Raw genomic sequence first — 18,872 nt, 5'->3', positions numbered from 1 at the left:
ATAAAAAGGCCCGCCAAAAGCGGGCCTGGTAACCTAGTGCGACACGGCTCAGATGGCGCGCTTGAGCACCCGCACCGCAAAGCTGGGCAGTGCCAGCTGACCCATCAGCGTCTCGCCGCTCACCGCATCCTGGTACTGTGCCGGCAGCTGCACATAGGCCGCCTGGCGACCGTAGTTCTGCACGAACACGAACTCCTGCTCCCCGTCGGTACGCCGCTGGGCGGTGACACCGGCCGGCAGCGGACAGTCGATGGCGCGCTTCAAACCCAGATCGGCGGCGATGCGTCCAAAGAAGTCCCGCTGGAACGGCAGATCGTTGCGCGAGGCCACGTAGAAGGCCTTGCCCGCCCCGTGAGCATTGACGGTCACCGCCGGTTCGCCGGCATAGAAGTCGCTGCCGTAGCTGGCCAGGGCTTCGGCGCCTTCGAGCTGAATGCGCTCGCACAGGTGGGTCACCCGATAGGGACCGGTGAGCCCCAGGGCGTTGCCGGCCAGGCCGCTGACGCTGTTGGTCTCGCCGTCATACAGACCGTCGATCTCCTCGGCCCAGATGCCGAGGATGGGGCGCAGCGGACCGGGGAAGCCGCCCAGGTGGCACAAGTCGGTCTCGTTGACGATGCCGGTCCAGTAGCTGGCGACGAAGTGGCCACCGGCCTGCACGAAGGCGTCCACCCGCGGAGCGAAGCCATCCCGCACCATGTAGAGCATGGGGGCGATGACCAGCTTGTAGCCGGACAGGTCGCAGTCAGCATTGATGATGTCGGCGGCGATGCCCTGCTCCCAGAAGGCGCGGTAATGCTCGTTCACCGTATTCTCGTAGTAGAGCCCGGCGTTGCGCGGACCCTGGGCGTTGTCCATGGCCCAACGGCTCTCCCAGTCGAAGATGATGGCCACCTCGGCCTCGGTGACTGTGCCCACCACCTCCGGCAGCTTGGCCAGCATCTCGCCCAGAGCCTGCACCTCACGGCCCACCCGGGTGTCGATATGCCCCACGTGATCCACCACGGCACCGTGGAACTTCTCCACCGAACCGCGGCTCTTGCGCCACTGGAAGTACTGCACGGAATCGGAGCCATGGGCCACCGCCTGCATGGACGAGAGGATGTGCATACCCGGCTTCTTCAGCTTGCTGATGGGCTGCCAGTTGGTGAGGCTGGGGGTGGACTCCATCAGGAAGAAGGGCTTGCCCTTCAAGGTCCGCATCAGGTCGTGGTACATGGCGATGTAGACCGCCAGCTCGGTGTCGTCCTGGCTGTTGTGCCACAGGGGGTAGCTGTCCCAGCTGATGAAGTCGATCTCCTTGGCCAGCTGCCAGTAGTCGTAGTCGTAGAAGTACTCCATGAAGTTGGTGGTCACCTGCAAGTCCGGGTTCACCGCCTTCAACGGCTTGATCTCATGGGCGCAGAAGTCGCTCACCTGGGCGGTATTGAAGCGCTTCCAGTCCAGGTTCAGGCCGTGGATGGAGACCTCGCCCAGGGGAGACGGGGACTCCAGCTGTTCCCAGCTGGTGTAGTCGTGGCTCCAGAAGGTGGCCCACCAGGCCTGGTTCAGGGCGGCCAGGCTGCCGTAGCGGGCCTTGAGCCAACCGCGGAAGCGTTCCTGACACAGCTCGCAGTGGCACTCGCCGCCGTACTCGTTGGAGATGTGCCAGGCGATGACCGCCGGGTGCTTGCCGTAGCGCTCCGCCAGGGCGGCGTTCAGCTGCTGCACCTTCTGACGGTAGTAGGGCGAGGTCAGGCAGTGGTTGTGGCGGCCGCCGTGCAGGGCCCGCACCCGCTCCTTGCTGACCCGCAGCACCTCGGGGTGGGACTTGGACATCCAGGCCGGCCGGGCACCGCTGGGGGTGGCCAGGAACACAGAGATGCCGTTCTCATGCAGCCGGTCCAGCACCTTGTCCAGCCAGCCGAATTCGTAACGGCCTTCCTCGGGCTCCAGGCTGGCCCAGCTGAAGATGCCCACAGACATGACGTTGCAGCGGGTCTGCTTCATCATCTCGATATCCTTGTCCAGCACCTCGGGACAGTCCAGCCACTGATCCGGGTTGTAGTCGGCACCGTGCAGCAGCACCGGGGCCTTGTCGCTTAAGGGAGGAAACTTCTTCATCTTGACTCCGTGAGAAAAAAGACGGCATCCCCCTCGCCGCCCTGAGTCAGGGGGGAGCAGGATGCCGCGGCGTTAAACCTAGTTGAAGACCTTCATGGACGGCAGCACATGGCCCTGGCAGTCGAACAGGGATTGATTCTCCCGGGCGTTGCCTTCCTTCCAGTCGTCATCGTTGTATTTCATGCCGGCCTTGGTGGCCCAGGTGGCGCCGGGGGTCGGCAGCCAGGTGGGCTCCCAGTAGAAGAGCCCCTTGCCGCGCTGATCCGGCACCTGAACGATGCTTTCCATCAGATCGTGCAGGAAGTCGGCCTGGCCCTGCACGGTGCCCGGATAGCCACCGTCTTCGGCTTCCTTCTCGGTGAAGTTGTTCTCGGCGTTGTCGCAGTTGTCATAGGTGTAGCCGTAGGCGGCTTCCACCACGATGAGATCCTTGTTGTAGCGCTTGGCGATGTCGTCCATGTTGAACTTCAGCGCGTTGATGGGGCCGTTCCAGTAGGTGTAGAAGGAGAGGCCAATCACGTCGAACGGCACGTCACGCTTGGTGATCTCGTCAAACCACCACTGGAAGGTGTCGTTCTTGGTGCCTTCGGCCAGGTGCAGCATGATCTTCACCTGGCTGGGATCGCTCAGGTTCTCCCGCACCCCGGCCACGCCGGCCTTCAGCATGGCGGCCAGGGCGTCGAAACCACCCACGCCGTCCCCCCAGTTCTTGCCGTTGGGCCACAGCATGCCACCGTTGATCTCGTTACCGATCTGCACCATGTCCGGCAGGGCGCCTTCCTTCTTGAACTCGGCGAAGGTCTGCTTGGTGTAGTCGTGAATGGTCTTCACCAGCTCGTCGGTGCTCATCTTGGCCCAGGCCTTGGGCTTGTTCTGCCGGCCCGGATCGGTCCAGAAGTCGCTGTAGTGGTAATCCAGCAGCAGCTTGAAGCCCATGGCCTTGACCCGCTTGGCCATGGCCAGGGTGCTGGCCAGATCGTTGTTACCGCCACCGTAGCCGTGGCCTTCGGCATCCTTCGGATCCACCCACAGGCGCAGGCGGATGTAGTTGAAGCCGTTGTCCTTCAGGATCTGCAGCGCATCCTGCTGCTTACCCTCGGCGTTGTAGAACTTGCCCCCCAGACGCTCCACCTCACTCAGCATGGAGACGTCGGCCCCCTTGATGAAGTCGGCAGGCTCACCGGCCACCGGCTTGATCTGCACGGTGTCGGCGGCGGTGGCCGGGGCCATCATGCCCATGCCACCGGCCAGCAGCAGGGCGGCAAACACCAGACTCTTGTTCAGTTTCATCATGACTTTTCCTCTGCAATTAACCCTTGGTGCCGCCGGCGGTCAGACCGGAGACGAAATACTTCTGCAGCGACAGGTAGAGAATGGCCACCGGCACGGCGATGAGCACGGCCCCGGCTGCGTAGGTGGTGTAGCTGGCGCCCATCTTCTGGGACACCAGGTTGTACAGGCCGATGGGCAGGGTGAACTTGTCCGGGGTACGCAAGATGGTACTGGCCAGGATGAAGTCCCCCAGGGGCCCGGTGAAGGAGAACAGGGCCACCACGGCGATGATGGGCTTGGACAGCGGCATGATGATCTCGATGAAGATGCGGAAGTTACCGGCACCGTCCATGCGGGCTGACTCGTCCAGATCCTTGGGGATGGCGTCCAGGTAGCCCTTCATCAGGTAGGTGTTCATGGGGATCATGCCGCCCACGTACACCAGCACCAGGGCCAGGTGGCTGTTCACCAGACCCAGCATCTGGGCCAGCACGAAGATGGCGATGAGGGCGGAGAACTGCGGGATCATCTGCAGCAGCAGGAACAGCATCAGGCCGTTTTGCCGCCCGCGGAAGCGGAAGCGGGAGAAGGCATAGGCGGTGAAGCTGACGCTCACCAGGGTCAGGGCCATGGTCAGGAAGCTGATCTTCATGGAGTTCCAGTACCAGCTGGTGTAATCGATGGTGCCGTCGAACAGCTCCTTGTAGTGCAAGAAGGAGAGGTTGTCCGGGATGATGGAGGTGTTGAGCAGGCTGCTGCCCGGGTTCAACGAGGCCCCCACCGTCCAGATCAACGGATAGATGATGATGATGGCTACCGCCGCCAGCAGCAGATAGGAGAGGCCCAGGCGGACGAAATTGCTCTGTTTAACGCTGTGCTTGACGCTCATGATTGCTCTTCCTTACGCCATGTCATCTTGCTTGAAGGAGTTGGTGGAGCGGAACTGCCACAGGGCAAGACCGACCACGAAGATGGACAGCAATATGGTGATGCTGGCCGCGATGGCGTATTGGGACGACGACATGGTCAGCTTGTAGATCCAGGAGACCAGGATGTCGGTGCCACCGGCGTTGGAACCGGCCACGGCGGGCCCGCCGTTGTTGAACAGGTAGATGATGTTGAAGTTGTTAAAGTTGAACGTGTACTGGGTGATGATGATGGGCGCAATGGAGTAGAGCACCAGGGGCAATGTGATGGTGGTCAGCTTCTGCCAGGTGTTGGCGCCGTCTATGGTGGCCGCCTCGTACAGATCGTCCGGAATGGCCTGCAACACCCCAGTGGTCATGGCAAACACGAAGGGGAAACCCAGCCAGGTCTGCATCAGGATCAGGGCTGTCTTGGTCCAGAAGGGATCCGTCATCCAGGCCTTGGGGTCGATGCCCAGGGAAGCCAGTATGCCGTTGTTGATCACCCCGAAGGTCTCGTTAAACATGCCGGCGAACACCAAGATGGTGACGAAGCCAGGCACCGCCCAGGGCAGGATCAGTATGGTGCGGATCAGGGGCTTGAAGCGCAGATCCTTCTGGTTCACCAGAATGGCCAGCAGCACCCCGACGGTACACTGCAGCGTGGTGGCGATCAGGGTCCAGATCACGGTCCATTGCAGCACGTCGAAGAAGGTCGCCCGCCAGATATCCAGGCGGAAGATGTTGATAAAATTCTTGAGCCCTACCCAATCCACCAGCTTGGCCGGCGGCGTGTTGTAGAGGTTGTAGTTGGTGAAGGCAATGGAGAAGCCGAACAGTATGGGGAACACCACCACGAACACCAGCAGGATGAAGCCCGGGGTGATCATCAGGTAGGGAAAGCCGTCGCTGAGCAGCAGCTGATACTGGCGGCGAATGCTGTTGAGGGGCAGCCCCTCGTCACGACGCTGGCCGCACAAGAAGGCGTCGCGGATGCTCCACAGGTAAATGCCGACACCGAACACCGCCACTATGACGCTGATGATGCCCTTGGCCAGCAGGAACACGGAATTGTCCCGGGGCAGCTCTTCCCCCAGGGTGATGAGGCCCCAGAAGCCGTTGTGCAGGAAATCATTGAACACGCCCATGAAGCTGACCAGGAAGATCAGGAACAGCGCGCCCTTGGCATACTGACGATTGTAAAACTGGCCAAAGCCGGGGATCAGCGACAGCGTGCCGGCCACCTTGGCATGATGAGTTCTGGCCCCGATGGGCGAGAGTGCGCTGGAATCGACTACCACAATTAACCTCCTCTCCAAAAATGGTCTGGGCAGGCAAGACCGCCCTGCCCAGACCCCCGATCCACTGTCCCAACCTTAGTTGGCGTGGATCGCTTCTATTTGCATCTTGATATTTTTAACGGCGCCATCCAGGGCAGCCTTCACGTCTTGCTTGCCGGTCACCGCCAGTTGCAGGGCGCTGTTGGCCGGGGACCAGACTTCACCCATTTCCGGTACGCTGGGCATGGGCACGGCGTAGGCGGCCTGGATGGCCACGGCACGGGACTTCTCGTCATCCTTGATCAAGGGATCGTCGATCAGCGACTTAACCGGCGGGATTTCACCGGTCACCTGGAAGCGCACCTTGGCGTATTCCGGCTGGTTGATGAACTCGATGAACTGTTGCGCCAGCTCCTTCTGCTTGGAGTAGGTGGAGACGCTGTAGCCCTTCACACCCAGGAAGGAACGCATGTGTTCACCGTTGGGCAGCAACGGCAGCGGCGCCACACCGTAGTTCACACCGGCATCCTTGTAGGGCTGGAAGGACCAGGGACCCGTGATGACGGCGGCAGCCTTCTTCTCGGTGAACAGGGAGTCGATGGCGTTGGCACCCGTGTCGCCCACGATCCCGGCCGGGAACAGGCCGTCGGCATAGAAGCTCTTCAGGTAGCTAACGGCGTCGTTTGCGCCCTGGTTGGCCAGACCGATGTCATCCACGTTCAAGGAGCCGTCGGAGTTGGGGCCGAACACATAGCCACCCATGCCTGAGACGACGCCGAAGGCGTAATAGATTTCATCGAACTTGGCCAGCAGGCCGTACTTGCCGGCATCACGCTGGGTCTTGGAGAAGGCCTTGAGCTCTTCGAAGGTTTCCGGTGCCTTGGGCATCAGGTCCTTGTTGTAGACCAGAACTATGGTTTCCACTGCCTTGGGGATGCCGTACACCTGACCCAGGTAGGTCTGGGCATCCACCGCCGGCTTGGTGAAACCGGCCAGGTATTCCGGCGTCAGCTTCAGGGGGGTGATCAGGCCCTGTACCACGGCGGTCCCCACCTGGTCATGGGGCAGCACCAGAACGTCCGGACCGATGCCGGCCGGGCCGTCCAGGCGCAGCTTCTCGATCTGCTGGGTGTAAGGCATTTCCATGACCTTCACCTTGACGTTGTACTTGGCTTCAAACGCCTTCACGGCATCCGTGATGCCGTTGGACTTCTTGATATCTTCCCAGACCAGCAGTTCGCCTTCGGCGGCGCGGGCGGTCTGCCCCACCACGCTCAGCAAGCCCAGAGACATCATGACAGCCGCGGTTAAAGTCTTGATTTTCATCGTTGCTCCTCGATTCCTGTCCAGTTACGTGTTGTCTTAGCCATTACAGCCACATAGCCAATGTGTTATTTGTGTTTGTGTTACACCGAGCTGGCGGTGCTTGAGTTTCACCTTGGTGGCCGACCTGACGGCCGACGACGATCGACGCATCCCGGGCCACAGTGAGTTATAACTAGCCAAACTCAATGGGTAACAACCTGTTTTTATTAGTCATTTACCCTTGCCACCCCATTATCCTGTCTGACCTTGTCTCCACTGCTTTCGGAAACCGGCGCCAAGGATAACGATTACACCGCTTGGTCTAACGTTACGGTTTGCCCGCTGTATCTGCCAGAACAAGATGTCAAGGCTGTGATCTTATCCACAAAAGCCACAGCACCTTGTGCAAGCGATTACACTGCACTGATATATTGCCCTCAACGGGTACGACCAACGGGCCTTTCGCCACCATCCCGGCGCTGGGCGACTGACGATCTCGACGGGCCTTCCCCTGGTGACCATCCCGATCCCGGCGAGCGTCTCGCATGTGAATTTTATTTATCATCAAGGAGTTAGCCAGATGGCGAGCATCAGACTGAAAAATGTGATCAAGCGGTTCGGCAAGACAGTGACACTGCACAACGTCGATCTGGATATTGAAGATGGCGAATTTACCGTGTTCGTCGGTCCCTCCGGCTGCGGCAAGTCCACCATGCTGCGTCTGATTGCCGGCCTGGAGGAGATCTCCGACGGTGAGATCTCCATCGGTGACACAGTGGTGAACGATGTCGCCCCCGCCCACCGCGGCGTGGCCATGGTGTTTCAGTCCTACGCCCTCTATCCCCACATGACGGTGGCCGAGAACATGGGCTATGGCCTCAAGGTCAATGGCATGGCCAAGGAGGAGATCCGGCACAAGGTGGAGATGGTGGCCAAAACCCTGCAGCTTTCCCACCTGCTGGATCGCAAACCCAAGCAACTCTCCGGCGGTCAGCGCCAGCGGGTGGCCATCGGTCGTGCCATAGTGCGGGATCCCCAGGTGTTCCTGTTCGACGAACCCCTCTCCAACCTGGATGCCGAGCTGCGGGTGGAGATGCGCCTGCACATCGCCAAGCTGCACCAGGAGCTGCAGACCACCATGATCTACGTGACCCACGATCAGGTGGAAGCCATGACCCTGGCGGACAAAATCGTGGTGATGAACTATGGCAAGGTGGAACAGGTCGGCTCCCCCATGGAGCTGTACTACAAGCCGGTGAATCAGTTCGTGGCCGGCTTTATCGGCTCCCCCAAGATGAACTTCATGCCCGCCAAGGTGCTGGCCTGGCAACCCGGCCAGCTGAGCATCCAACTGGGTGACGGCAAGCAGCTGGACCTGCCCTTGGAAACCAGCGAACTCAAGGTGGGCGAAACCGTCACCCTGGGTCTGCGCCCGGAACACCTGGTGACCGAAGGCGAAGGGCTGGGGCTGCATTTTAGCTGTGAAGTGGTGGAGCGCCTGGGCAACAGCACCTACCTGTTCGGCCAGTGCCACGGCATAGACGGCTTCAAGATGCTGTTGCCCGGTGACAACAACTTCAAGGCCTACCAACAGCTGACCGTGCATTTCGAGCCCAAGAACGCCCTGCTGTTCAACGAAGCCGGCCTGCGCATCAATCGCTGATTTTTCTCAAACGTTCCACGCCTTGCCCCGCGGTTGCGGGGCTTTTTTTGCCTGTTGTCCGGCATGGCAAACCGGTAAGAAAAAAGAATGAGACGGCGCTCGCAAGCTGGGAAAACCGCATTGTCCGCTCGGCGAATAATTATTGTAACTTAACGCACTATCAGTGAAACGATTTCACTGATAACTGCGAGAAACAGGAGTATAAACGGGACGTGTATACAGATTGCCGACCGGTATCAGCCAAGCCATCTCGCAATAAGCCGCTGATAATAGTGCAATTAACAACTTTAGCTGGGTCAATTGCCATGCAAGCACCAGCAGTGTAATCGATATCAGAGGTAAGCATGAAGAATCTCTCCATCATTCAACGTATCGCCTGGGGCTTCGGCCTCATGATCGCCCTGCTGTTGCTGATCATACTGGCGGCCTGGTTCTCCGGTCGGCAAATGGCGGCACAAGTGGATGTGCTGGCCGGCCGCATTGCCCCCACTCTGGTACAAAGCCGGGCCGTGACCCGGGATCTCTTCTTCGAGGACAAGGCCCTGCGCAACCTGCTGGCCCAGAGCGAGCCGGAGGTACTGAGCCGGGACAAGGCCCAGTTGACCCAGTGGCAGACCGCCTTCGAGGCCGATCTGGCCAAGCTCAAGGACTTTATCGGTCAGGATGGCGAACTCCAGGAACAGCTGACCGGTTTGGCAGAGCAACAGCAGGTCTACTGGCAACTGGCCAGCGGGCTGATCGCCAGTTATGCCGACAACCTGACCCGACAGAAGGCGCTGGCCGCCGAGGCTGGCCTGAGCAAGGACAGCAAGCACTTTGCCAGCGAGCTGGCCCTGATGGTGGCACCCCTTGGCGCCCACTACACCGTAGCCCTGAGCCGCAGCCTCACCAACAACCTGGAGCTGATGGTCAGCAACACCCAGGAGGCCCTGGCGGATCAGGATCCAGTGCGGGTAGCCCGCCGCCTGGATGCCAACCGGGAGCTACGCAAGAAGCTGACCGCCCAGCGCCAGGAGTTGGGTCCGGCCCTGCTCAAGCAGGAAGGCGCCTTCGGCGGCACCATCCAGTTTGAAGGCATGCTGGGCAAGCGGCTGGACGCCCTGCTCAAGGCCGCCAGCGACGAGGACGGCCTGCTGGGCCAGCACCTGACCCTGAGTCAGGAGAGCCTGGCCATCCGCAACCAGAGTGAGCAATCCACCCGCATCGTGGACGGCGTACTGGCCACCCTGGGGGAGATCGACGCCCTGGTGGACACCCGCCTGAAGAGTCGGGTCAACGACACACGCCATCAGCTGGTCACCCTGGAGTACGTGCTGCTGGGGGGCCTGGCCATCGGCCTGCTGACCGCCAGTCTGCTGCTGTGGCGCACCATCAGCGCCATCCGCAAACCCCTCAAGGAAATCCTCGCGGTCCAAGCCGCCCTGTGTCAGGGCAACATGACGGGCCGGGTGGGGTATCAGAAGCGGGATGAATTCGGCCAGCTGGCCTTGGGCATGAACAGCCTGACCGAGCAGATGCGCCAGATGCTGGGTGAGGTGGTGACCAGCGCCAACGAGCTGGCCCAGGTGGCGGATCAGAACCTCGCCACCCTGGATCGCACCCATCAGCAGCTAGCGCAACAGCGCAGCGAAACCGCCAGCGTGGCGACCGCCATGGTGGAGATGGAGCACACGGTGGCGGATGTGGCCAAGGCGGCCAACCACTCCATGACGTCTGTGGTGGAGGTGAACGGCATGGCCCAGCAGGGCCGTAGCTTGAGCGACAGCAACATAGCCAGGATCAACGATCTGGCCAGCCAACTGAGCACCTCCCATCAGGTGATCGAGCAGGTACATGGCCTGAGCGTGGAGATCGGCGGCATCGTCGATGTGATCAGCAACATCGCCGAGCAGACCAACCTGCTGGCTTTGAACGCCGCCATCGAGTCGGCCCGGGCAGGCGAGCAGGGCCGCGGCTTTGCGGTGGTGGCGGACGAGGTGCGCAACCTGGCGCGGCGCACCGCCGACTCCACCACCCAGATCCAGGCCATGATCTCCTCCCTGCAGCAGAGCGTGGGCCAGGCGGTCACCGAGATCGCCGCCAGCAGCCAGACCATGCAGGTGTGCATCGGCGACAGCCGGCAGACCAAGGACACCATCACCGCCATCTCGGAGGCACTGCATCAGATCACCGACATGAGCAGCCAGATCGCCGCCGCCGCCGAGCAGCAGCAGCTCACCAGCGCGGAGATCGCCCGCAACCTGGCCAACATCAACCAGATTGCCGAACTCAATCACGACGAAATCAGCCTGGTGGCCAATACCAGCCACCAGCTGCAGGACCTCTCCGGCGCCCAGCAGCGCCTGGTGGGCCAATTTACCCTGTAACCGGGCGCCTGCCCTTCATTCGAGGAAACAACCATGCTGAAGAAACTGATCCTGACCGCCACTCTGCTGCTGAGCGCCCTTAACGCCTGGGCCGCCGAGGACACCGCCGAGACCCGTCCCCTGTTCCTGCGCGGCGAGATGAACAACTGGGAGGCGCCGGATGCCGCTCAGCTGGCCCAGCAGGAACCCGGTGTGCTGATGGCCAAGGCCGACCTCAAGGCCAGCCACGGCGCCTACAAGTTCAAGTTCGCCGATGCCAAGTGGAAGGGGGATACCACCTTCGGTCAGTTCGATCCCACCGCCAAGCTGACCCTGGAGTCCCCCATCCAGGCCAAGGCCGGTTACCAATGGAGCGACATGCGCTTCACCCCGGAGGCTGACGGCAGCTACGGTTTCGTGCTGGATCGCCGGGATCCCAAGCACATCCAGGTCTCCATCAAGAAGCTCTGAGGCCGCGGGGACGGCTTGCCGTCCCCCCGACTCACTAAGCCCGAGGAGGAGGCTTAGTGAGTCGCTATGCCGCAAGGATAGACCGCCTCCTGGCCAGTGACGGCCAGACCCTACAAGCCAAGCAGTACAAGAAGAAATAACATAAGGACTCAAAAACGATGCAAGCGTTCAAGACCCTGGCGGGCCTGGGCCTGACCCTGGCCGCCTTGTACCAACCCACTGCCAACGCCCTGGTCAAGGGGGCGGATGTCAGCTGGATGACCCAGATGGAAGCCGCCGGTTACCGCTTCTACAACGATGCCGGCACCAAGCAGGATCTGCTGCCCATCCTGAAGGCCCATGGCCTCAACGCCGTGCGCCTGCGGGTGTGGGTCAACCCCACCGACGGCTGGAACAACATCACTGACGTGATCGCCAAGGCCAAGCGCGCCAAGGCCTACGGCTTCGACATCCTGATCGACTTCCACTACAGCGACAGCTGGGCGGATCCAGGCCAGCAGACCAAGCCCACCGCCTGGAGCAGTGCCTCCTTCGATACCCTGATGTACAACGTCTGGCACTTCACCTACGACTCCCTCACCGCCCTGAAGAACGCCGGCATCACCCCCAAGTGGGTACAGGTGGGGAACGAGACCAACAACGGCATGCTGTGGCCGGACGGCAAGGCCTCCACCAACATGCAGCACTTCGCCTGGCTCATCAACAGCGGCTACGATGCGGTGAAGGCGGTGAATAGCAGCACCAAGGTGATCGTTCACCTGGCCAACTGCGAGAACAACGATCTGTTCCGCTGGATGTTCGATGGCCTGACGGACAACGGCGCAAAATGGGACGTGATCGGCGCCTCCATCTACCCCACCCAGAGCGGTGGCGGCGACTGGTTCACCCTGGACAACCTCTGCTTCGACAACCTCTCCGACATGGCTACCCGCTATGACAAGGAGGTGATGATCGTCGAGGTGGGCATGCCCTGGGATGATGCCACCAACAGCTACGCCACCATCAACGACCTGCTCAACAAGATGAACTACATCCCCAACAGCAAGGGGCTGGGGGTCTTCTACTGGGAGCCGGAAAGCTACAGCAACTGGCAGGGCTACAGCCTGGGGGCCTTCGACAACAGCGGCAAACCCACTACCGCCCTGGACGCCTTCCTCAAGTACTAACTCAACCGAGCCCGCCCCAGGTCGGGCTCTTTTCTAACGTAACAATTGAATCCGAAAGCCAAGCGTCGCACACTAGCGGCTTTTCCCGCCAAGGATCGAGTAAGGAGTCGAAATGATTGTTATCTGGCGAGGCTGGGGCATTGCCGTGCCCTTTATCGTGGTGGTCATGGTGCTAGCCATGGAACTGCTGGTGGACAAGGTGACCGGCACGCCGGCCTTTCGCATGAACCACAGCTGGGTCTGGCTGGTGGACTTCCTACCGGCCGCACTGGCGGTCTGGTGGCTGGGCCGCAAGCTCGAATCCCGTCCCGGTCGCGTGGTGATCGACAAACAGACCCAGACCGAGATGGAGCTGAAGGCCAAACACGATCTGTTCTGGATCCCCGTCAAATGGTGGGCCCTGCCCCTGCTCGCCTTAGGCCTGTTGTTCACCCTGATCTAATCAGCGCACGCCTGGCGTCCCGCCATGGGACGCCGCTCCCTGACGCCACAGTGGCGGGCTATTCCAACGTCTGATACAGCTGATCCAGCCTGCCCTGGGCCTTGAGGCTGTCCAGTGCCTCCTGCCAGCGGGCGATCTCCGCATCGGAAAAATCCAGCGAGGCCGCGATATAGAGATCCGAGGCCAGTAGCTGCACCTGGGTCTGCTTCAGCGCCGTCGCCGGCAAGCCCCACTGGCGCAACAGATGGCGCACCCCCAGGGGCGAGTCGCTGACGGCCAGATCGGCCCGGCCCCGCAGCAACTTGCCGTACACCTGCTGACTGCTGTAGGCCCCGGCATCCAGGTTGGTAAACCCCGCCGCCACCAGGCTGTTGTAGACGAGGCCCGCCTGCCGGCAGGCGATGACGGAGACCGATTTGGCATCCGCCAGGCTGTGGATCTGCAGCGCACTGTCCGGGCGCTGGTAAAAATAGATGGCGTCCCGCCCGATGGGGCCGATCCACTTGTAGCGGGTCTCCCGCTTCCGGGTGCGGAACATGGAAAACATCATGGTGCGGGGCTGGGACTCCAGGAGGAGTTTCGCCCGCATGCTGGGGTAGACGCGGATGGGATCCTGCCGGCCCAACGCCGCCTGCAGGGCCTGCACCAGCTTGACCGAGACCCCGCCCAGGCGACCATCTTGCATGTAGTTGTAGGGGGCCCACTCTTCTGTGATGAAGCTGATGGGCGCATCCTCGGCCAACGGCTGGGCCGCGCCCCAGCCCGGCACGCCCAGCAGTCCCAGCCAGATCCAAAACCAGCCCCCACGACGTGCCATCCCGTCCCCTCGTGGCAAGGCCCGGCCGTGACCGGGCCCAATGGATTAACGACCTCAAGTATATGTCAATCATTATTGCCACAAAATCAAATCCTGTCTTATCAACAACTCCATAATAAACAAGTGGTTAATAAAACAGGTGGACATGGGGCCAGCCGATGTCCAGGGGCGAGGCGAGGGCCTGCCGGGTCAGCCTCCCCCCAGGGCCGCCAGACCCGGCAAGGGTTCCCCCCCCTCGTCAAACAGGGTGACGTTCTGCCAGACACCAAAGCGCTCGCCGGGCTTGGCCCCCATGGCCGGCTCCCAGTAGAAGAGCCCCTGGCCCAGGCCGTTGGGCACCGCCTGCACCAGCCGCCGCAAATCCCGCAGGAAGGCCGCCTGCCCCGCCGGGCTGGCCGGATAGGTTTCGGCCCCCGTGTGCTGCATCAGCCAGTGCTGGTTGCGCGCCGCATCCAGCCGCCAGGGATAGGCGGTCTCCACCACCAGCAAGGGCTTGGCATAGCGTGCCGCCAGCCGGGCCAGGTTGTCCGCCAGGGCAGCCTGGGGGCCGTGCCAGCAGGGGTAAAACGAGAGCCCGATGGCATCCCAGTCCACCCCCAACGCCTGGGCCTGGGCGAACCAGCGCCCATACAGATCCCCATCACCGCCGGCGTCCAGGTGCAGTACAGTCCGGGCCTGGGGCTGAGCCGCCTTGACTGCCGCACACCCGGCCCGCAGCAGCTGGGCCAGGGCAGGCCAGTGGCCCGGCAGCATGCCCAATGGCCAGAGCAGGCCATGGGTGATCTCGTTGCCCACCTGTACCCACTCCGCCTGGATGCCCTCGGCCGCCAAGCGGGCCAGCAGTGCATGGGTGAAGTCATACAGACGCTGGCAAACGACAGCCAGAGGCAGTCCCAGCCAGGCCCGGGGCATAAACTGCTTGGCCGGATCCGCCCACCAGTCGCTGTAGTGAAAATCCAGCATCAGGCGAAAACCCAGGGCATGGGCCCGGCGGGCCAGGGCCAAGACCTGATCGGGATTGTTGAAGCCTAGGGGATGGCCCTGATTGGCCGGAAAGACATCGGCCACACCCGGCTCGTTCCACACCTTGATGCGCAGGGCGTTCACCCCCTGCTGGCGCAGGATCGCCAGCAGATCCCGAGGCTCCCCCCCCTCGCAATAGCGCATGCCGGCCTGTTCCCACTCCGGCAGGGAGGAGATATCGGCGCCGTTGGCAAACTCCGTCATTGTGCCGCCTCCGCAAAGGTCTTCAGCCCCGGCAACGCGCGACCGGCAAAATCGAACAGGGTGACGTTGTCCCACTCGTCGCCGGCACCGACCTTCCAGCCCGCCCCAGCTTGGGGAATAAAGTCCGGCTCCCAGTAGATCACCCCTGCGCCGCGCCCCTCGGGCACCCGCTTGACCGTCTGCCAGAGGGCACGCAAGAACGCCTGCTGGCCAGCTGGCGTCATGGGGAAAGTTTCGGGGCCTGTGCTGGTGTAGATGTTCTTCTGACTATCGCCGTTGTCCCGGGTCCAGGGGTAGGCGGTCTCCACCACCATCACCGGCTTGTCGTAGCGCCGGCTCAGATCGTCCATGTTCTGCTGGAGTTCGGCCAAGGCGCCATGCCACACCGGATAGAATGACAGGCCAATCACATCAAACGGCACGCCTCGGGCCACCATGGCATCGAACCAGCGACGGCAACGGGCGTTGTCTGCGCCCGCGTCCAGATGCAGCACCACCCGCGAACTCGGCGACACCGCCTTCACCGCCCGGGCGCCGGCCTGGATAAAGCGCGCCAGGTTGTCCCACTGCGGCACCCGGCCCAATGGCCAGAGCATGCCGTTGCTGATCTCGTTGCCCACCTGCACCTCGGCCGGCGTCACCCCGGCATCCTTGAGCTGACTCATCACAGCGTAGGTGAAGGCATACAGCCGCTCACTGACCTGGGCAGCATCCAGGTTGCGCCACGCCACCGGCAGGCTCTGCTTGCCCGGATCCGCCCACCAGTCGCTGTAGTGGAAGTCGATCATCACCTGGAGGCCGGCGGCCTGGGCCCGCTTGGCCATGGCCACCACGTGGGCCGGGTTGTTATAGCCTTCCGGCCCACTCTGATCCGACGGGAACACAGGGTATTTCCCCGGCTCGTTCCAGACCTTCAGGCGGATACGGTTGAAGCCATTGCGTTTTAGGATCCGCAACAGGTCCTCAGGCGCCTCAGCATCCTGGTCATAAAATTGGGCACCGGCAGCCTCCAGTTGCGGCAGGTGAGAGACATCGGCGCCGATAATTGGCGCGGCCTGGGCCACTGCCAGGGGACCGACCGCCAGCAGCAGGACTAGCGCCTGGCGTCGCCATCCATGGGTGAACTCAGCAAGAATACTCATGGCGTCACTCCCTGGCCCAGGGCCTTCAGACCCGGCAGGGCGCGGCCGTCGAAGTCAAACAGGGTGACGTTGTCCCAACCGGTGACGGCGTTCTTCCCCGCCCCCGGGGTGGGTATCCACTCCGGCGCCCAGTAGAAGATCCCTTCCCCGCCGGCGGCGGTTACAGCCTGGTTCAAGCGAGTCAGATAGGCCGCCTGTCCTGCGGGTGTCATGGGATCCGTCTCCGGCCCGGTGTCGGTATAGATGTTCTGCTCCTGATCGCCGTTCTGGGTGGTCCAGGGATAGGCCGCCTCCACCACCATCAGCGGCTTGTGGTAGCGGGCCTGGAGATCGGTGAGGTTGGCGGTGAGCTGGGCCAAGGAGCCATGCCACACAGGATAGAAGGAGAGGCCGATCAGGTCGTAGGGCACGTTCAGGCCCGTGATGGTATCGAACCAGCGCCGGGCGCTGCGGTTATCGCCGCCACAATCCAGGTGCAGGACGAGCTGCGCCTGGGGAAAGACCTCCTTCACCGCGGCGCCACCGGCCTTGAGAAAGCCCGCCAGATTATCCCACTGGGGCACCTTACCCACTGGCCAGAGCAGGCCATGGGTGATCTCGTTGCCCAGTTGCACCCACTTGGGGGTGACGCCGGCCTGTTTCAGCTGCTGCAGGGTCTGGCGGGTGAAGTCCGCCAGGGCCTGGGTCATCTCGGGCACCCTCATGTCTGCCCAGGCCACCGGGATGTACTGCTTGCTGGGATCGGCCCACCAGTCGCTGTAGTGGAAGTCGATCATGACCTCCAGCCCCAGCGCCTGGGCCCGCCTGGCCATGGCCACCACCTGGGCCGGACTGCTGTAGCCCTCGGGGCCGCTCTGGTTGGCCGGGAAGCGGGGATCCTGCCCAGGCTGGTTCCAGACCCGCAGCCGCACCGCATTGAAGCCATTACGTTTGAGGATCACCAGCAGATCCGCCTGGCCCTGCTCGTCGCTGTAGTGGGCGCCTTGCGCCTCCAACTGCGGCAGGCCCGACACATCGGCGCCGCGAATAAACGCCCAGGCCGGCAGGCTGCACAGCCAAGCCATGGCCAGTAATCCCCGCATCATCCCGCTCAACATCTTGCCCTCTCCTTCTGTCGCTGCGGCATCCGCCAGATGAAAAAAGGGAGCCTGACGGCCCCCTTCTCTCTACCCCAAGTAATTTGACACTTACCACCAGGCTTCGGCTTGCACACCGAAGTTCCAGGTGTTGTCGTCGGCGCTGCTGTTGAAGCTCAGGTTGTCGCCGTCGCCACCGTCCTTCAGGTAGGTAGCGTAGACGCGCAGTTCCGGACGGGCCCAAAAACCGGGGCCGGCAGACCAGGCTTGGGCCAGGGTGTACTTCTGACCAGCATCCTTCCAGGAAGAACCTGAGGTGTAGTCGGTGTCCTTGGTGAAGGTACCGGCTTCAAAGATGGTCTTCATGAGATCGGTCCATTGGTACTGGGCACGACCCACCAGGGAGAACATGTCGGTCTTGTCGATGTAGTCGCCGTAATCCTCGGCATGACCGTAGGTCAGCACATAGTTCAGCACGAACTTGTCGAAGGGCAGCTCACCGTTGTTGATGAAACGCCAGCCCTTGGCACTGGAGTTGTCACCACTCCAGGCATCGATCCAGCCACCGCCTTGGTCGATCACGTTGTGAGCCAGGGCGTTGTTGGCAAACTGCACCACAAACTTCTCGTTGATGCCGGTTGAGGCGAAGTACTGGCTGATCTCGGCGGTGGCCATCAGACTGTCCTTCATGTCGTCGTAGGTACCGGCGTCATCTTGGGCATCGGTGGCATTCTTCAGGGCATAGCTCACACCGAACTCGGTCCAGGCCCCTTCCCACGGCTTGAAGCCGGCGTACCGGATATCCAGGAAGTTGTTGTTCAGCGCCCCTTCACTGCCGGAGGCGTTGTTGGTGTCCTGACGGATCCAGGCCAGGGAGAAGGCCCCTGGACCGGCCTGAATGTTCTCGATACCGGCACCGGCACCGGAGATGTTCCAGTACTTGTAGTCGACGATGTGCAGGTCATGACGTTGGTAGTAACGCTTACCGGCCCACACCACGGCACCCGGGTTGCTGGAGAACAGCCCCTTGGCCTGCACGTTGAACTGGGTCAGGGCGAAGTCGGCGTCGCTGCTGGAGGTGTCCTCCCAGTCGTTGGAGCCATCGGAACTCACGGCGATCATGCTGTCGACGTAGAAGCTGGCACCGCCCTTGTTGTACAGCTCCTGGCCCAACTGGATTTCACCGTAGGTATCGGCTTCGTTACCCAGACGGCCAACGTAGTTCTTGTTCCACTCTGTGGTGCCACCGTCTTTGGAGACACCGACGCCGGAGCGGAAGTAACCGTGGAAGTCGACCGCAGAGGCGGCGGTCGCGGTCATTGCGAGGGCCATTGCCACGGAGGCAGAGAGCAGTTTCGCTTTCATAGGGATTCCTTTTGTGATTGCACTGTAACTTTGTTATATCAGCCAGACTTGCCAGGTAAGCGTTTTCACTGGCACGAGCGGATTATAGTGACAAGCTCTCCCTCGACGACATGATAGAACTCACAAAAAATGATCTGTTTCCATATGAAAAAGTTACCAAAAATATAGACCGAACCGCGCGCGAGCAACAAGCAGTTGATAAATAAGAGTTTATTTGAAATATAACAAGTGTTATCGATTACAGTGATTGAGCAATAAAAAACCCGGCACTAGGGCCGGGCTGCAGAGAATGG

The 18,872-nt window shown here is 61.7% G+C and carries 15 protein-coding genes; 5 read left to right on the top strand and 10 right to left on the bottom strand.

Annotation, left to right across the window (positions count from 1 at the left end):
• Window positions 1-48 precede the first annotated feature (48 nt).
• The 5 genes from ABHF91_RS04385 to ABHF91_RS04365 all read right to left on the bottom strand — a co-directional run bounded on the left by ABHF91_RS04385 (window position 49) and on the right by ABHF91_RS04365 (window position 6,886).
• Window positions 49-2,103 carry a beta-galactosidase gene (locus ABHF91_RS04385; protein ID WP_409422250.1) on the bottom strand — a complete coding sequence of 685 codons (2,055 nt, stop codon included), beginning with the start codon at window positions 2,101-2,103 and terminating at the stop codon, window positions 49-51.
• 78 nt (window positions 2,104-2,181) lie between these two features.
• A complete protein-coding gene (locus ABHF91_RS04380) occupies window positions 2,182-3,396 on the bottom strand; it encodes an arabinogalactan endo-beta-1,4-galactanase (RefSeq protein ID WP_409422249.1) in 1,215 nt (404 codons plus the stop codon).
• A gap of 16 nt (window positions 3,397-3,412) precedes the next feature.
• On the bottom strand, window positions 3,413-4,264 hold the full coding sequence (locus ABHF91_RS04375) for a sugar ABC transporter permease (RefSeq protein ID WP_409422248.1): 852 nt from the start codon (window positions 4,262-4,264) through the stop codon (window positions 3,413-3,415).
• A gap of 12 nt (window positions 4,265-4,276) precedes the next feature.
• The gene (locus ABHF91_RS04370) at window positions 4,277-5,581 is read right to left on the bottom strand and encodes a carbohydrate ABC transporter permease (RefSeq protein WP_409422247.1); all 1,305 of its coding nucleotides are present in this window, start codon (window positions 5,579-5,581) and stop codon (window positions 4,277-4,279) included.
• A 75-nt stretch (window positions 5,582-5,656) separates the two neighbouring features.
• Window positions 5,657-6,886, bottom strand: coding sequence for an extracellular solute-binding protein (locus tag ABHF91_RS04365; RefSeq protein WP_409422246.1), 1,230 nt, complete (start codon window positions 6,884-6,886; stop codon window positions 5,657-5,659).
• Between the two features lie 559 nt (window positions 6,887-7,445).
• Here ABHF91_RS04365 and ABHF91_RS04360 point away from each other — a divergent pair.
• From ABHF91_RS04360 to ABHF91_RS04340, 5 genes are all read left to right on the top strand, one after another.
• Window positions 7,446-8,528, top strand: coding sequence for an ABC transporter ATP-binding protein (locus ABHF91_RS04360; protein ID WP_409422245.1), 1,083 nt, complete (start codon window positions 7,446-7,448; stop codon window positions 8,526-8,528).
• 344 nt (window positions 8,529-8,872) lie between these two features.
• Window positions 8,873-10,894 carry a methyl-accepting chemotaxis protein gene (locus ABHF91_RS04355; protein WP_409422244.1) on the top strand — a complete coding sequence of 674 codons (2,022 nt, stop codon included), beginning with the start codon at window positions 8,873-8,875 and terminating at the stop codon, window positions 10,892-10,894.
• A 33-nt stretch (window positions 10,895-10,927) separates the two neighbouring features.
• Window positions 10,928-11,344 carry a hypothetical protein gene (locus tag ABHF91_RS04350; protein WP_409422243.1) on the top strand — a complete coding sequence of 139 codons (417 nt, stop codon included), beginning with the start codon at window positions 10,928-10,930 and terminating at the stop codon, window positions 11,342-11,344.
• Between the two features lie 158 nt (window positions 11,345-11,502).
• Window positions 11,503-12,510 (top strand): arabinogalactan endo-beta-1,4-galactanase, encoded by a 1,008-nt coding sequence (locus tag ABHF91_RS04345; RefSeq protein ID WP_409422242.1) that lies wholly within the window; start codon window positions 11,503-11,505, stop codon window positions 12,508-12,510.
• Between the two features lie 112 nt (window positions 12,511-12,622).
• Complete coding sequence (locus tag ABHF91_RS04340; RefSeq protein WP_409422241.1) at window positions 12,623-12,952, top strand: hypothetical protein; 330 nt, start codon at window positions 12,623-12,625, stop codon at window positions 12,950-12,952.
• Window positions 12,953-13,010: 58 nt separating this feature from the next.
• On the opposite strand, the gene ABHF91_RS04335 is transcribed toward ABHF91_RS04340, so the two are convergent.
• The 5 genes from ABHF91_RS04335 to ABHF91_RS04315 all read right to left on the bottom strand — a co-directional run bounded on the left by ABHF91_RS04335 (window position 13,011) and on the right by ABHF91_RS04315 (window position 18,579).
• Complete coding sequence (locus ABHF91_RS04335) at window positions 13,011-13,769, bottom strand: substrate-binding periplasmic protein (protein WP_409422240.1); 759 nt, start codon at window positions 13,767-13,769, stop codon at window positions 13,011-13,013.
• Between the two features lie 189 nt (window positions 13,770-13,958).
• Window positions 13,959-14,996: an arabinogalactan endo-beta-1,4-galactanase gene (locus ABHF91_RS04330; RefSeq protein ID WP_409422239.1), complete on the bottom strand. Its 1,038-nt coding sequence runs from the start codon at window positions 14,994-14,996 to the stop codon at window positions 13,959-13,961.
• Window positions 14,993-16,138 (bottom strand): arabinogalactan endo-beta-1,4-galactanase, encoded by a 1,146-nt coding sequence (locus ABHF91_RS04325; protein ID WP_409422238.1) that lies wholly within the window; start codon window positions 16,136-16,138, stop codon window positions 14,993-14,995. Before ABHF91_RS04325 ends, ABHF91_RS04330 begins: the two co-directional genes overlap by 4 nt.
• Complete coding sequence (locus tag ABHF91_RS04320) at window positions 16,135-17,235, bottom strand: arabinogalactan endo-beta-1,4-galactanase (protein WP_409422237.1); 1,101 nt, start codon at window positions 17,233-17,235, stop codon at window positions 16,135-16,137. Before ABHF91_RS04320 ends, ABHF91_RS04325 begins: the two co-directional genes overlap by 4 nt.
• Window positions 17,236-17,325: 90 nt before the next feature.
• The gene (locus ABHF91_RS04315) at window positions 17,326-18,579 is read right to left on the bottom strand and encodes a maltoporin (RefSeq protein WP_409422236.1); all 1,254 of its coding nucleotides are present in this window, start codon (window positions 18,577-18,579) and stop codon (window positions 17,326-17,328) included.
• Window positions 18,580-18,872 lie beyond the last annotated feature (293 nt).

This window comes from Pseudaeromonas aegiceratis (assembly GCF_046254905.1).
Taxonomy (GTDB): domain Bacteria; phylum Pseudomonadota; class Gammaproteobacteria; order Enterobacterales; family Aeromonadaceae; genus Pseudaeromonas; species Pseudaeromonas aegiceratis.
The sequence above is the reverse complement of the archived record's forward strand: the minus strand, read 5'-3'. Positions and strand labels throughout refer to the sequence as shown.

Bases quoted from the DNA above. Each gene is read 5' to 3' on its own strand.
- ABHF91_RS04385 (WP_409422250.1), bottom strand. From the start codon at position 2,103: ATGAAGAAGTTTCCTCCCTTAAGCGACAAGGCCCCGGTGCTGCTGCAC.
- ABHF91_RS04380 (WP_409422249.1), bottom strand. From the start codon at position 3,396: ATGATGAAACTGAACAAGAGTCTGGTGTTTGCCGCCCTGCTGCTGGCC.
- ABHF91_RS04375 (WP_409422248.1), bottom strand. From the start codon at position 4,264: ATGAGCGTCAAGCACAGCGTTAAACAGAGCAATTTCGTCCGCCTGGGC.
- ABHF91_RS04365 (WP_409422246.1), bottom strand. From the start codon at position 6,886: ATGAAAATCAAGACTTTAACCGCGGCTGTCATGATGTCTCTGGGCTTG.
- ABHF91_RS04360 (WP_409422245.1), top strand. From the start codon at position 7,446: ATGGCGAGCATCAGACTGAAAAATGTGATCAAGCGGTTCGGCAAGACA.
- ABHF91_RS04355 (WP_409422244.1), top strand. From the start codon at position 8,873: ATGAAGAATCTCTCCATCATTCAACGTATCGCCTGGGGCTTCGGCCTC.
- ABHF91_RS04350 (WP_409422243.1), top strand. From the start codon at position 10,928: ATGCTGAAGAAACTGATCCTGACCGCCACTCTGCTGCTGAGCGCCCTT.
- ABHF91_RS04345 (WP_409422242.1), top strand. From the start codon at position 11,503: ATGCAAGCGTTCAAGACCCTGGCGGGCCTGGGCCTGACCCTGGCCGCC.
- ABHF91_RS04340 (WP_409422241.1), top strand. From the start codon at position 12,623: ATGATTGTTATCTGGCGAGGCTGGGGCATTGCCGTGCCCTTTATCGTG.
- ABHF91_RS04335 (WP_409422240.1), bottom strand. From the start codon at position 13,769: ATGGCACGTCGTGGGGGCTGGTTTTGGATCTGGCTGGGACTGCTGGGC.
- ABHF91_RS04330 (WP_409422239.1), bottom strand. From the start codon at position 14,996: ATGACGGAGTTTGCCAACGGCGCCGATATCTCCTCCCTGCCGGAGTGG.
- ABHF91_RS04325 (WP_409422238.1), bottom strand. From the start codon at position 16,138: ATGAGTATTCTTGCTGAGTTCACCCATGGATGGCGACGCCAGGCGCTA.
- ABHF91_RS04320 (WP_409422237.1), bottom strand. From the start codon at position 17,235: ATGTTGAGCGGGATGATGCGGGGATTACTGGCCATGGCTTGGCTGTGC.
- ABHF91_RS04315 (WP_409422236.1), bottom strand. From the start codon at position 18,579: ATGAAAGCGAAACTGCTCTCTGCCTCCGTGGCAATGGCCCTCGCAATG.